The 12,007-nt window shown below is 62.9% G+C and carries 13 protein-coding genes; 5 read left to right on the top strand and 8 right to left on the bottom strand.

Annotated features, from left to right (window positions below):
• Positions 1-19: 19 nt before the first annotated feature.
• Positions 20-544 (bottom strand): DUF3592 domain-containing protein, encoded by a 525-nt coding sequence (locus tag G3O00_RS03295; protein WP_206142039.1) that lies wholly within the window; start codon positions 542-544, stop codon positions 20-22.
• A gap of 98 nt (positions 545-642) precedes the next feature.
• Positions 643-1,323 carry a deoxyribose-phosphate aldolase gene (gene deoC, locus G3O00_RS03300; RefSeq protein WP_174930057.1) on the bottom strand — a complete coding sequence of 227 codons (681 nt, stop codon included), beginning with the start codon at positions 1,321-1,323 and terminating at the stop codon, positions 643-645.
• Between the two features lie 146 nt (positions 1,324-1,469).
• Between deoC and deoR the strand changes: the two genes are divergently transcribed.
• Complete coding sequence (gene deoR, locus G3O00_RS03305) at positions 1,470-2,240, top strand: DNA-binding transcriptional repressor DeoR (RefSeq protein ID WP_011349593.1); 771 nt, start codon at positions 1,470-1,472, stop codon at positions 2,238-2,240.
• Between the two features lie 22 nt (positions 2,241-2,262).
• Here the strand turns inward: deoR and G3O00_RS03310 are convergent, their stop codons facing one another.
• The 4 genes from G3O00_RS03310 to G3O00_RS03325 all read right to left on the bottom strand — a co-directional run bounded on the left by G3O00_RS03310 (position 2,263) and on the right by G3O00_RS03325 (position 6,709).
• A complete protein-coding gene (locus tag G3O00_RS03310) occupies positions 2,263-3,315 on the bottom strand; it encodes an aldose 1-epimerase family protein (RefSeq protein ID WP_206142040.1) in 1,053 nt (350 codons plus the stop codon).
• 2 nt (positions 3,316-3,317) lie between these two features.
• Positions 3,318-4,691, bottom strand: coding sequence for an L-fucose:H+ symporter permease (fucP, locus tag G3O00_RS03315; RefSeq protein ID WP_206142041.1), 1,374 nt, complete (start codon positions 4,689-4,691; stop codon positions 3,318-3,320).
• Between the two features lie 41 nt (positions 4,692-4,732).
• On the bottom strand, positions 4,733-5,659 hold the full coding sequence (gene rbsK, locus G3O00_RS03320) for a ribokinase (protein ID WP_206142042.1): 927 nt from the start codon (positions 5,657-5,659) through the stop codon (positions 4,733-4,735).
• 372 nt (positions 5,660-6,031) lie between these two features.
• Positions 6,032-6,709 (bottom strand): hypothetical protein, encoded by a 678-nt coding sequence (locus G3O00_RS03325; protein WP_206142043.1) that lies wholly within the window; start codon positions 6,707-6,709, stop codon positions 6,032-6,034.
• A 524-nt stretch (positions 6,710-7,233) separates the two neighbouring features.
• Between G3O00_RS03325 and G3O00_RS03330 the strand changes: the two genes are divergently transcribed.
• The 4 genes from G3O00_RS03330 (at position 7,234) to G3O00_RS44070 (ending at position 10,545) form a co-directional block, all read left to right on the top strand.
• The gene (locus tag G3O00_RS03330; RefSeq protein WP_041492431.1) at positions 7,234-7,638 is read left to right on the top strand and encodes a hypothetical protein; all 405 of its coding nucleotides are present in this window, start codon (positions 7,234-7,236) and stop codon (positions 7,636-7,638) included.
• Between the two features lie 239 nt (positions 7,639-7,877).
• Complete coding sequence (locus tag G3O00_RS03335) at positions 7,878-8,495, top strand: M17 family peptidase N-terminal domain-containing protein (protein WP_206142044.1); 618 nt, start codon at positions 7,878-7,880, stop codon at positions 8,493-8,495.
• A 783-nt stretch (positions 8,496-9,278) separates the two neighbouring features.
• On the top strand, positions 9,279-9,800 hold the full coding sequence (locus tag G3O00_RS03345) for a hypothetical protein (protein ID WP_206142046.1): 522 nt from the start codon (positions 9,279-9,281) through the stop codon (positions 9,798-9,800).
• 112 nt (positions 9,801-9,912) lie between these two features.
• Positions 9,913-10,545 (top strand): HAD family hydrolase, encoded by a 633-nt coding sequence (locus tag G3O00_RS44070; RefSeq protein ID WP_206142047.1) that lies wholly within the window; start codon positions 9,913-9,915, stop codon positions 10,543-10,545.
• A 250-nt stretch (positions 10,546-10,795) separates the two neighbouring features.
• On the opposite strand, the gene G3O00_RS03355 is transcribed toward G3O00_RS44070, so the two are convergent.
• Both G3O00_RS03355 and G3O00_RS03360 read right to left on the bottom strand, forming a co-directional pair.
• Positions 10,796-11,317, bottom strand: a complete 522-nt coding sequence (locus tag G3O00_RS03355; RefSeq protein ID WP_174930066.1) for a GNAT family N-acetyltransferase — start codon at positions 11,315-11,317, stop codon at positions 10,796-10,798.
• Between the two features lie 432 nt (positions 11,318-11,749).
• Positions 11,750-11,989 carry a hypothetical protein gene (locus G3O00_RS03360; protein WP_206142083.1) on the bottom strand — a complete coding sequence of 80 codons (240 nt, stop codon included), beginning with the start codon at positions 11,987-11,989 and terminating at the stop codon, positions 11,750-11,752.
• Between the last annotated feature and the right edge of the window lie 18 nt (positions 11,990-12,007).

Below are 12,007 nucleotides of genomic sequence, written 5' to 3' on the forward strand. Positions count from 1 at the left end.
GCACGCATCGACCGCCGCGCTACTCTCGCGAAAACAGGCGGCGCGGTGGCGGGTCGCCGTGCCGCAGCAGCCAGAAGCCGGTAAAGCCGTTGACCAGTCCGACCAGCAGCAGCGCCGCGCCCAGCATCAGCTTGAATTCCCATTCGTCCGACATCGCGGCGCTGTTGAGGCGCGCGATGCCGGGAAACGCGGGTGACACACGCAGCCCGTCCTGCGCGGCCGCGCCGCAATAAGCGGCCGTCTGCGCATCGGTGCGCGCAGGCGTTGGATCGTGCTCGTCGGTCAGACCATCGGCGGGCTGCCATGCGCTGACATATTCACGCCCGTCTCCGTAGCGGAACCGCGCGCTGACTTCCCAGTACGCGGAATGCCGGCCGTATTGCAGCGTCGCTGCGCATTGCTCGACGGTCGCCGGCACATGCGGCCATGCCTGCGCGCGCCGCAGGATCACGCCATCGGCCAACGTGAAGCCGCCCCACAGCACGACCGCAATGCCGATCGCGAGCAGGATCCCGGATCTCAACCAGACGGAGAGCGTTCTCATCGGACGGGGGAGCGAGGGGCGCGCGAACCGGCGCGCGGGAGTGCCAAGCGTACCACTGCAGCCGCGTTCGGGAATCCGTCGGCGGCCTGCGGCGTCCGTCAATACGCCGACGCGCTCCCATCCTGATCGGTCACGATCGCCACCCCCGAGCTCGTGCCGAGCCGCGTCGCGCCGGCTTCGATCATCGCCAGCGCGGCCGCGCGGTCGCGCACGCCGCCCGATGCCTTGACGCCGAGCACGGGGCCGACCGTGCGGCGCATCAGCGCGACATCCGCGAGCGTCGCGCCGCCGTGGCCGAATCCGGTCGACGTCTTCACGAACGCGACGCCGAGATCGCGGCACATCTCGCACACACGCACCTTCTCGTCGTCGGTCAGCAGCCCCGTTTCGAGGATCACCTTGAGCGGCACTGCGCCGCATGCGCGGTGCACGGCGTCGATGTCGGCCTTCACGTCGTCGGCGCGGCCGCTCTTCAGCGCGCCGATGTTGATCACCATGTCGATCTCGCCGGCGCCTGCCGCGATCGCGGCGGTGGCTTCAAATGCCTTGGCGGCCGACAGCCCCGCGCCGAGCGGAAAACCGACCACGGCACAGACGAGCACGCCGGTAGCGGCCAGCTCGCGCGCGGCGAGCGGCACGTTCGCCGAATTCACGCAGACCGAGTAAAAGCGATGCTCGGCCGCCTGGCGGCAGAGTTCGCGGATCTGCGCGTCGCTCGCGTCGGGCGCGAGCAACGTGTGATCGATGGTTTGAGCGAGTTGGGCGTTGGAAAGCGGCATGTTTCAGGACTCCACGGATCGTGCGCCGGAAGGGCACACGTAAAGTTGATGTTTTCACATCGGTTTGTTACAAATACGACATTCCGGCCGGGCCCGCGCGCCCGGCACCACAAGCGACGGATGCGACGGGCACGCAGGATACTGGCATGGAAACGAAGAAAGGCGAACGGATCAAGACACTGATGAACGTGCTGCAAGGGCAGAACGCGATTCATCTGAGGGAAGTCGCCGAGCTGTTCGGCGTATCCGAAATGACGATCCGCCGCGATCTCGCGGACAACCCGCACGGCTTGAGCCTGATCGGCGGCTACGTGACGCGCCACTTCGCCGCGCAGCGCAGCGACATCGGCGAGTACGTGGTCAGTACCGAGAACGACCGGCAGACCGAGGAGAAGCGCCGCATCGGCAAGCTGGCCGCGCAGTTCGTGACGACCGGCGACACGATCTTCGTCGACTGCGGCTCGACCACGCCGTTCGTCGTCGATTTCATTCCGGACGATCTCGAATTCACCGCCGTCTGCAATTCGCTGAACGTGTTCGCGAAGCTGCAGCAGAAGCCGCATTGCAGCGTGATCCTGTGCGGCGGCGCGTACCACCGCAAGAACATGGTGTTCGAGTCGGTGGCCGAGACGGGCATCCTCGATACGGTGCGCGTGTCGAAGGCGTTCATCTCCGCAGCGGGCGTGAGCGACCGCTGTGGCGTGACCTGCTTCAACTTCCACGAAGTCGACGCGAAGAAGAAGGTGATGGAGCGCGCGCAGAACCGCTTCCTGCTCGTCGACCACACGAAGTTCGACGAAGTGCGCGCGGCCTATTTCGCCGAGCTGACCGACTTCAACTACGTGATCTCGGACGAGCAACTGAGCAGCCGCTACGAAACGGCGATCCGCGAACACGGGATTGCGCTCGTGACCTGACGCCGCGCGGCCGCGCATCGCTTCACGCATGGCGTGCTTCCGCCGCGCTCAGGTAGCCGGTGACGACTTCGAAGCGGCGCGTCGCACCCGGCGCGAGCGCCGCCACATGGCCTTTGCGGCGTTCGGCCTCATAACCCTCCGGCTCGCAGGTCGACGGCAGCGCGAACGCGGCGACCTGCTGGTCCGCGTTGTGCAGGATCCAGCGCGTCGCATGCGGGAATTGCGCGGGGCGGTACGCGGTGTGGAATGCGCCGCCATCCGGATGCTCGAGCAGGAAATGCGCGACGCCGTCCGCATCCGTTTCCGCACCGTTCATGAAGAACACGATCTCCGGGTCGTACAGTGCGGGCGCATCGAGCGTCTGAAGCCGTTCTGGCTCGCGCGCGAGCGTGGCCGTGTAGTCGCGCCACGCGGCGGTCGGCTTGACGTGCGCGGGCACGCTGTCGCGCAGCCGCAACCCGTCTTGAGACAACGCTTGCACGAAGCGACCACCCGGCACGTACGCGTAGTTCAGGTGCGCCATGTACATCAGGTCCATCGACGTGCCGCCGAGATTCGTCACGTCCATCGCGATCGTCATCTGCGCGTCGTGTTCGGCGAGCCGTACCGACGGGCGCGCCACATAGTGGCTGCCGAAACCCTGCACATATTCGTATTCGCCGGTCACTTCGACGAACGCGCCGCGCGCATCCGCGCCGACGACGAGGCTCGCGCGATCCATCGGCGCGCACGGCATCTCGCCGTGCAGCGCGTGCGTGTCGTCCGGCCCCGGGCAGCCGTTGCGCAGCAGCCCGCTGTGGAACATGAAGCAGCCGTACGTATCGATGATCGATGCTGCCCGCTTCGGCTGCCGGAACATGTGCTTCATCGTCAGGTCATGCCCGTCGAACGCGGCGGCCCAGATCATCTGGCCGAGGTACGGCAGCACGACGAGGTGGCCGCGACGGTTCTCGAGCTTCAGCGCCTCGACGCCGGACGGATACGCGAACGCGGTGACGGTGAGCCCGTCGGTGCGGTACAGCGTGCGCGGCGTGTCGCGGAAGTCGTCGCGCCGCAGTTCGATTTCGCCTCGCATCCTTATGCTCCCGACGTGTTGCGCGTGGCGGCGTAGCGCGCGGGCGCCTGACCGTCGGCGGCTGCGTCGGGCGTCGCGGCCGGCAGGTGGCGCAGGCAGTAGAAGCCGTAGTAGACGATCACGACGAAGCACACGAGCGGCACGACGAACGCGAGCTGCATGTTGCCGCCCGTGTGATCGGAGATCAGCCCCTGGATCAGCGGCACGACCGCGCCGCCGACGATGCTCATCACGAGGATCGAGCCGCCGTATTCGGTGTCCTTGCCGAGCCCGTCGATCGTGAGACCGTAGATCGTCGGCCAGCACGGGCCGAGGAACACGCTCACGCCCACGGCCGCATAGACGGCCGTGATGTTGTGCACGCTGATCGTGTACGCGAGCAGCGCGATGCACAGGATGCCGTAGACGATCAGCACCTTGGCCGGCCCGACGCGCTTCATCACGAGCGTGGCGACCAGCTTGCCGACGAAGAATGCGAAGAACGTGGCAAGCAGGTAGTGCGACGCGCCGCGCTCGGTGAGGCCGCCGATCTGCATCGCGAGCCGGATCGTGAAGCTCCACACGCCGACCTGCGCGCCGACATACAGGAACTGCGCGACGACCCCCGCGACGAAACGCCGGTTGCCGAACAGGCGCGCGAGCGTGCCGCGCGCGTCGATCCGGTGCGTCGCCACGCTGGGGCCGTTGCCCTTGCAGGCCGGGTAGGGCGTGAGCGCGAACACGATGAACACGGCTACCAGCACGACGATCAGCCACTTGTACGGCTCGAGCGTGGCCTGGATCATCGCGAGCTGGTGCACGTGCGCTTCGGCGGCCGACATCGCCGCGAGCTGCGCATGCGACGCATCGCCTTCCTTGAAGATCAGGAAGCTGCCCATGTAGACGCCGGCCATCGCGCCGAACGGATAGAACGTCTGCGAGATGTTCAGCCGCCGCGTGCTGGTTGCGCGCGGGCCCATCAGCGTCGAATACGAGTTCGACGCGGTTTCGAGGAACGACAGGCCGGCCGCGATCACGAACAGCGCGACGAGGAACATCCCGTACTTCGCCATCGACGCGGCCGGGAAGAACAGCAGGCAGCCGGTCGTGTAGAGGAGCAGGCCGACGAGGATCGTCGTCTTGTAGCTGAACTTCTTCACGACTGTTGCGGCCGGAATCGCGAGGAAGAAGTAGCCGAGATAGAACGCGGACTGCACGAATGCCGATTCGAAATCGGACAGGAAGAACGACTTCTTGAATTGCGCGATCAGCACGTCGTTCAGGTTCGCCGCGGTGCCCCACAGCGCGAACAGGCAGCACAGCAGCGTGAACGCGAAGAGCGGCGTGCGGTTCAGGTAATAGCCGTCGGGTGTGTGTTCGATTCTGGCTCGGCTCATGGGTGTCTCCTTCCCAATTGTCTCGTCGATGAAGGCGCCGGTCAGACGCCGGCGTCGCGGAGGAAGCGTTCGAATGTCGCGGTGTCGGCGTACGACTTCTGCGTGCCGAGGCCCGTGACCGAATGCGCGGCATACGCGGACGCGTAACGCATCGCGTCGAGCGCATCGCGTGACGCGGCATAGCAGCGCGCGAAGCAGCCGATATACGCATCGCCGGCGCCCGTCGTGTCGCGTGCGTCGACCGGTACGCCCGGCACGTGCCGCACGCCGTCGCGCGATACCAGCAGCGAACCGTTGCTGCCGAGCGTGACGAGCACGTGTTTGAGCCCCCGCGCGACCAGCGCTTCGGCGGCGCGCGCCGCGCTGTCGCGCGAATTGACCGGCATGCCCGACACGATCGCGAGCTCGGTTTCGTTCGGCACGAAGAATTCGACGGTGCGGATCCGCTCGAAATCGAGATCGGCCACCGCGGGCGCGGGGTTCAGCAGCACGGGAATGCCGTGCCGCGCGCCGAACTCGATCGCGTGATAGACGGTGTCGAGTTCGATCTCGAGCTGCAGCACGATCAGCGCGCATTCGGCAAGCTGCGGCGCGGCCGCGTCGATGTCGGCCGGCGTCAGGTGGCGGTTCGCGCCCTTGACGATCAGGATGCTGTTGCTCGAATCGGGCTCGACGAAGATCGGCGCGACGCCGCTCGGCACGCCGGCGACCTTGCGCACGTGCGTGGTGTCGATGCCTTCGCGTTCGAAGTTGCGGATCGTGTTGTCGGCGAATACGTCGTCGCCGACCTTCGTGACCATCACGACGCGCGCGCCGAGGCGGGCGGCCGCGACAGCCTGGTTCGCGCCCTTGCCGCCGCAGCCGAGCTCGAAGTTCGGTGCTTCGAGTGTCTCGCCCCGGGCGGGCATGCGTGCGACATAGGTCACGAGGTCGACCATGTTGCTGCCGATGACGGCGATTGTCTCCATCTGCGTCTCTTCCTAGATATGAGGTGCGCCGCGCGCGTGGTCGGCAGCGGCGTGCAAGATGCGATAATAAAATCACATTAAATGTGAGAATGCAATCATATGATGTTCGAAGGGTTACTTTCGAGGTCGGCGTGCGTGCGGCGGCTTCTCGGGGAAATTGAGGTTTCTGCCAGCTTTATTATCTGATGTCGTACAAGGGGGCGAGGCGAGAACCCGGTGCTGCGGGGGGGGGGGGGGGGGGGGGGTGGGGGGGGGGGGGGGCTGCTGGAGGAATTCGTGCCGACCGGGCGCATGGGCCGCCGGGCGTGACGGGCCGGCTCGACAGAGCCGGCGGTGGCGAGGCGGGCGCGTTCGTGCGGGCGCGTCCGGCGCTTACGCGTACGTGGCGATCAGCGTGTCGAGATTGCGCTGCGCGCGCGGCGTGAGCGGAGCGAATTCCGCCGATTGAAACAGCGGGACCTGTGCGCGCAGATGTTCGAGCGCCTGCCTGCGGCCGGTGCGAAATGCTACCGACGGCGCATCGGGATCCTGCGCCCACTCGCGTGCGATGGCGCGGTCGTATTCGCGCAGCCGATCCGGCGCGGCCGCAAGGATTGCGAGATCGGCGTCGAGAAAAATCCGCCCGGCGCGCTGCAGGTTCGGATCGGATGCGAACGTATCGGGCAGACGATGCGACTTCGTCGCGAGCACGAGATCGTGCGCAACGGATACGTGCGAAGCGTGCGCATGCAACCAGGATTCGCTGCAGTGGGTGTTCGTGACTTCCACGAGCCATTGCGCGCTGCGTGCTTCGTTATCCGAGTAATCCGGCAGCGTCGTCGCATACACGAAGTCGTGCGCCCATACCGCGAGTTCGATCGCTGGCCACAGCGGTTCCGTGCGATACGGCGCGAGATGCGCGAACAGCTCGGCCAGGTGCGCGAGCGTGTGGTAGTGGCGTTGCGGTTCGCGATATGCGTGCTCGACGAGCGGCCAGACGGCGGCCGTGCCGAAGCAGGCGTCGCAGGAGGCGCGCAGCGTGCGGGCGAGGTCGGGGGCGAGGTCGGTCATGGGTAGCGAGCGGCTCGGGCTGGCGATGCGCGCAGCATAGCAAACGCGGCAGCGCGGGCTGCATGAACGCAGGAGATTCGTCGCATGCGGCGCGCTGACCTGCGCTGCGGCAAGACATAAGTCCGTGCCCGTCGTCGCGAGACACGGAGCGTCGGGCAGTGCGAGCGCCCGACGCGACATGTCGTGTGGTGTCGTGAAAGCGGGCGGGCCCAGGGGTGCGGCGCCTGAAGCCGACGGCGATGCCCCGCGTCTCGCACTGGCGATTGACACGTCGAAGTCGTTGGCGCAACGTCATGAACTGCACGACGCCTTGCGCCGTGAAAGGCGATAGTCGTAGTGATACTGTCATCTGCGCGTTTCGTATCCGGGACGCGAGCGATGTGTTATCTCGATAGACGACAGGCAACCGATGCCATCTGTCGAGACAATCTTCCATGATGGCGCGTCGCAATGTGACTGGCGGGCTGCGAAACACGGCGCACGGGCCGCCACCGAATCGAACACGGCTGAACAGGTAAACCGATATGAATACTGGAACACATTCCCACCGGGCAGAACACTGCGCCCGCATCCGGACCGCGCTTCTCGATTTGCACCGGACCCTGGTCGAACTTGAGCGTCGCGAGTATGAGAAGACCCATGGGCACCAATCGGCCGGCGATTTTCTGCAGGTGATGGCCTTCGACGATTCGATGAAGTGGCTGGAGCCGCTCAGCCGACTGATCGTCATGCTGGACGAAGCGCTGGATCAAGAGGGTGAACTGGAGCTGACGCCGACGGTAGTCGTGGCAAGAACACGGGAGTTGCTCAAGCTGGACCGTGCGTCCACGGACGCATTTGCGACGCGTTATCTGTATCACTTCGACAATTCGGCGGATCTCGCGGTCGACCACACTGCGTTGTTGAAGCTCATCGGCAACGTTGCGTAGGCCATGCTCGAAACGCGTCGTCGATGTGCCTGGCGCGACCGCTACGCGTCACGCCGACAGCACGTGTAGCCGCTGCGATTTCGCATGAACAGGAAGCCACCGAGGGCAATCCCGATCGGCACAAGCCGTTGATCTGGATTGCACGCACATGTCTGGTCCATTGCACGCGGATGGCTTTTGCATCGATCGTCAGGATCGAAGACGGGCCCGCCGCGTCCTGACCTCACGGGAGAGACGATATGGTTCTACGACAGATCATCGGCAGTTGGCGTGATGTGTCCTTCGAAGTTGCCGCATGGGATGGCGTCGGTGCAGAGGTCGACCTTTCCTGTGGCTGCATGTTCGCCCGTGAGGCGGCAGATGGGGGGCCGACGGGTGGACTACGCCATCTCGACCTCGTGCTGTCGGGGGCGCTCACCGGGTTGCGGCGCGAAGGTCACTTTCTGGCAGCGCCAATGGAAACACTGTTGATCAGCCGCCCGCCCGCGGGCATCGAAGCGGGCCGCGTGCTGTTGGTCGGGCTCGGTGATCCCGCAAGCTGGACCATTGATGTCACCGCGGCTGCCGCCGCCACGGCCGCGCGAACGGCGATGCAGCAGGGTTTGCAAAGTGCAGCCTTCGCGCCGAGCATACTCGACGGCGGGTTGACGAGCGCGGCTACCGACGGTATGCCGCACGCCATGGTGACGGCCGTGCTGGCCACGATAGACACACAATACCGGATCGCGGAACTGGGGCTCGCTGCGCGACCGTCACTGCGCCATTGGGTCTTCGATGTCGGCGCGTCCCGCTTTGATGGAGCTGTCGAACAATTCGGAAACGCACTGGCGAGTGTACAGTCCCAGCGCTCGACGTAGCGGAAGATCGATTCGGTTTGCGTGAAATGAGGCGTCCTCAGCTGTATAAGGCTGGACTAGACCAAGCAGACAGCATCAGATCGTCTGACTCAGTTCGGCCAGAAGCCGACGCTCGACGCATGCGGACAGATCGTTGACAATTTGGGTACTCCAACGTCGGCGTATCAGGATGAAATCGCACCGTATTCGACTCCGTGAGCATGTGCTGTCTGACGCCGATCGGTTCTGCGAATTGCAAATGAGTTCTCGTGTCGCACGATATGTGTCATGGCTCCCGCGTACGCGACATCAATGCGAAAAAGCTCTGACTGACGCGATAGCGCAGCAAAGTTCCGCCGAGCGGGTACGGTTCTTCTATGCCGTGGAATTTCAGCATGTGGCCGGGATGATCGGAAGCGTCGGATATACGGTTCGGGATCTCGGATTGGCTGATTGTGGGTGGTTCCTGTTACCAGCCTTTTGGGGAGAAGGCTACGCGGTCCTGGCGGTTCGCGAACTGCTGCTGAGGGCGTTTGGCTCGGGTGAGATCGTAAGCATGGCAGCGTCATGCTCGGTTGAAAATCGAGCCTCTGTTCGGGTAGCGGAAATATGCGGATTTCGCCTGATCGCAGAGGTTCACGGGCGCGCGCACTTTGAAATCCGGCTGGAAGACGCTCACGAGCTTACTCTGCATGGACCTGACTAGAACGCTCGTTACCGGCCATGAAGAGACAGACAATGACTTCTGCTACATCCGCGACAATGGGGACATCGTCAACGTAATTTTTCACGTAGGGGCCGGGGATGCCAAGTTCGACCCATGAGCGTAGCGCGCGGTTTTGGAAGCGTGCGCTGTCAGGCAGCCTCCATCGTCCTGCGGTACTTCCGGGCGGTTTGCGCCACGTAGAGCCGGATGACGTACCCGCGCTGGCGCAGCTTTTGTTTGCTGCATTTCATGGAACGATCGACGATCCGGGGCACACGGAGGCCCAGTATGCCTTGAAGGTATCGGCGATCCTTGGTGGACGGTATGGGGAATGGATCCAAGAGGCATCATGGACCGTTGAGCAGACAAACGGGCTCCAATCCGTATGCCTTGTTTGCGACTATCAGCCTTATGGATGTCCGGTTATAGCCGTCATCGCAAGTGCTCCCGCCAGACAGAGATCGGGTGCTGCCGGCGCGCTGCTTGCGACCACGTTGGTTAAATTGTCCGCGCTTGGCCATGCCGAATGCTGTGCGATGGTTACCAAAGGAAATGTGGCTTCCGAGCATTTGTTCAGAAACCGCGGATTTCTACCACACACCAATGTTGGCAATTCGTAAGGCGGTGTTCGCCTCATTTCGGCCAATTTGAGACGTTCGACGGCGGTGCCTGAATCGTCGACAATCAGAAACCTTGCACTCAAACCTCGGGCCGCACATGAGAATAAAGGCTGTGTTCTTCGATGTCGGCGAAACGTTGGTCGACGAAAGTCGCGATTGGGGCGAATGGGCCGACTATCTTGGCGTTTCGCGATTGTCATTTCATGCGTCTTTGGGGGCCGTTATCGAAAAGGGACAACACCATCGCCGGGTGTTCGAGATTGTGAGACCAGGAGTGAATTTCAACGAATTGCGTCGCGAGCGCGAGTCGACCGGCTGCGTCTATTCGATTGGCATGCAAGATCTCTATCCTGACGTGGTGCCCTGCCTGAGATGGCTCCGCGATGCTGGCGTTGTCGTTGGAATAGCGGGAAATCAACCCGCCGCGACAGAAGAGGCTCTCCGCTCTTTGGAAGTGCCAGCAGATATCGTGGCGTCGTCCGCGTCATGGGGCGTCGAAAAGCCCGATGCAGGTTTCTTCGAACGCGTTATCGCCGAGACCGATGGACTCGATCCATCTCAGATCGCTTACGTAGGCGATCGACTCGATAACGACATCGAGCCTGCGCGACGAGCAGGCATGATTTCGGTTTTCTTACGGCGCGGTCCGTGGGCGCTTATTCAATCGTGCTCCGGACGGTTCACTACGCCGGCTTACGTCATCGAAAGTCTTTCGTCGCTTCCCAATCTTTTGCAACGTCTGTGAAACTCTTCACCAGGCTCGCTTTCAGGGACGGTATTCGCCGCTTCGGGTCGGGACTGATCCACACACGTCGGGCAGTACCCGGCCACAAGCGGTCAGTCAACGACGCCGCCTGGATCGTTGACTATCGTTGCCCCGGAAGCTGCTCGAAACGTCGCACCTACTCATTCGCGCTCCACAACGATCTGTTCGAAAATCGCCCCTTGAACCGCAATCGTCGACCGCCGCAGCCGGTTGATTGCGGCCTCACGAATCAACAACGATAGATCAGATGTAAATCAGTCGATTCGCCGACTTTGAAATCGCAAGTGCCAACGAGGCTAAAACCTGCCTTTTCGTAGAAGGCAATGGCCTTCGTGTTACCGGACCATACACCGAGCCATACCGCGCCGGGGCGTTCCACTGCCAGATAGGAAAGTGCCGAGTTAAACAACTTTCGTCCAACACCCGTTCCTTGCGCACCGCGCCGAATGTAGATTTGATATATTTCCGCCGCCCCCTCTGGAACATCGGAGTGCGGAAGCGTGCACGGCCCCACATGCGCGTAACCAATCAATCCGCCGTCCTCGCACTCAACCACCCAGGTGCGATTCTCGCGATTGGTGAGCTGGTCGGTGATCGTTGTTACCGAGTAGTTTTCTTCCTCATGCCTGATTAGATCGCTCGGCGGGTAGTCGATGCAGTACCCCTCCGAAAGAAATGTTTCCCGGAATGTGTCACGTTTCAATTGAGCAAGTGGCAATGCATCTGCCACCGTCGCAATACGGATTCTCATCGGTGCTCCAGCGGTTCAGGGTCACAGGACAGTTGATCTGCCGATAGGCAGTCGAACGCGTCGATACGGCAACGGAATTTTGCCATCACACTCTACGTGCGTAATGTTCACGTTGCAAATTCGGTCAGTACCAGGCATTCGACTGCCGCGACCGGATTGGAAAGAATCGTTGGCATAGGGATGTGGCCGAACGTTTGCTCAAGCCATCGGAAACTATTGCCGCGCAAGCATCAGGGTCAGTTTCTGGACGGCGGCGCCGGATGCGCCTTTACCAAGATTATCGGAAACCGCAGACAGCAAGATCTGAGATTGGCATAAAAGTCGCTATTTTCTGCTTTAGCTCGTTCTCTTGAACGAATGGCCGGTTTGTAGAAATTTGACTGACCGGTGCGGGTCGATCACTGCCTTTGATGAGGTGACGTCCAAGCAATCTCAGACCCGATCTGACGCTGTCTGATAGATCAGGTCTAGACTTGCACACCTCAGCCGGCTCGTCGGGTCGTCCACCTCCACGTCCATCAGCAGCGTGCAGGCCGGCACCTGTTCCTCGAGCCACCGATGATCGCTGCCGTCGATCCGAATCGATTCGCCCTGGCGCACGTGGCAGCGCAGCAGCTTTTGACCTCGGACGCCAACTGCAAAGCGAAACTCGATCGGCGTCACCGTTGTCATTCCGCCTCGTGGCCGGTG

It is taken from the genome of Burkholderia sp. Ac-20384, assembly GCF_017104605.1.
Taxonomy (GTDB): Bacteria; Pseudomonadota; Gammaproteobacteria; order Burkholderiales; family Burkholderiaceae; genus Burkholderia; species Burkholderia lata.

Coding starts and splice junctions, on each gene's coding strand:
- G3O00_RS03295 (WP_206142039.1), bottom strand. CDS start 544: ATGAGAACGCTCTCCGTCTGGTTGAGATCCGGGATCCTGCTCGCGATC.
- deoC (WP_174930057.1), bottom strand. CDS start 1,323: ATGCCGCTTTCCAACGCCCAACTCGCTCAAACCATCGATCACACGTTG.
- deoR (WP_011349593.1), top strand. CDS start 1,470: ATGGAAACGAAGAAAGGCGAACGGATCAAGACACTGATGAACGTGCTG.
- G3O00_RS03310 (WP_206142040.1), bottom strand. CDS start 3,315: ATGCGAGGCGAAATCGAACTGCGGCGCGACGACTTCCGCGACACGCCG.
- fucP (WP_206142041.1), bottom strand. CDS start 4,691: ATGAGCCGAGCCAGAATCGAACACACACCCGACGGCTATTACCTGAAC.
- rbsK (WP_206142042.1), bottom strand. CDS start 5,659: ATGGAGACAATCGCCGTCATCGGCAGCAACATGGTCGACCTCGTGACC.
- G3O00_RS03325 (WP_206142043.1), bottom strand. CDS start 6,709: ATGACCGACCTCGCCCCCGACCTCGCCCGCACGCTGCGCGCCTCCTGC.
- G3O00_RS03330 (WP_041492431.1), top strand. CDS start 7,234: ATGAATACTGGAACACATTCCCACCGGGCAGAACACTGCGCCCGCATC.
- G3O00_RS03335 (WP_206142044.1), top strand. CDS start 7,878: ATGGTTCTACGACAGATCATCGGCAGTTGGCGTGATGTGTCCTTCGAA.
- G3O00_RS03345 (WP_206142046.1), top strand. CDS start 9,279: ATGCCAAGTTCGACCCATGAGCGTAGCGCGCGGTTTTGGAAGCGTGCG.
- G3O00_RS03355 (WP_174930066.1), bottom strand. CDS start 11,317: ATGAGAATCCGTATTGCGACGGTGGCAGATGCATTGCCACTTGCTCAA.
- G3O00_RS03360 (WP_206142083.1), bottom strand. CDS start 11,989: ATGACAACGGTGACGCCGATCGAGTTTCGCTTTGCAGTTGGCGTCCGA.